This is a genomic window from Staphylococcus sp. EG-SA-2, from assembly GCF_017152085.1.
The window spans coordinates 1-484 of sequence record NZ_JACYHC010000253.1; the positions used below are offsets into that span (position 1 = coordinate 1).

Annotated in this window: 1 protein-coding gene; it reads right to left on the bottom strand. The window is 37.2% G+C overall.

The window, feature by feature from the left end; genetic code table 11:
• Positions 1 to 359 precede the first annotated feature (359 nt).
• Positions 360 to 484, bottom strand: a 125-nt coding sequence (locus tag IDG60_RS02460; RefSeq protein WP_206160460.1) for a DUF4889 domain-containing protein, incomplete at its 5' end; no start/stop codon positions are given.

Consider the following 484-nt stretch of genomic DNA (forward strand, 5'->3'; position numbering starts at 1 on the left):
TATGACAAAGCAAAAGGTCAAGAATATTTAAAATCAATTTAAAAAATACTATCTGACATTTAAAGCCCCTTACAACCTTTGGTTGTTAGGGGCTTTTATGCATGCGCAAAAGCGCAGGCGAACCGAAGCGCAGTGACCTCAGGTTGTTAGGGGCTTTTATGCATGCGCAAAAGCGCAGGCGAACCGAAGCGCAGTGACCTCAGGTTGTTAGGGGCTTTTATGCATGCGCAAAAGCGCAGGCGAACCGAAAATAGACTGACACAGTAATTCTTAAAAAGCAGCAGTAAGATAATTTTCAATTAGAAAACATCTTACTGCTGCTTTTAATATCTTCTATATTACTCAAAATTAAAGCTTAATTAGTGTTTCATGTGCATTTTGCCCATGTCATGAATTTTCATCATTAAACCGTGAGGGACGTCATCATGGTCAACTTTTTTAACTTTAACAATTTTATCTGAATCTGCTAATTTATAAACAATTA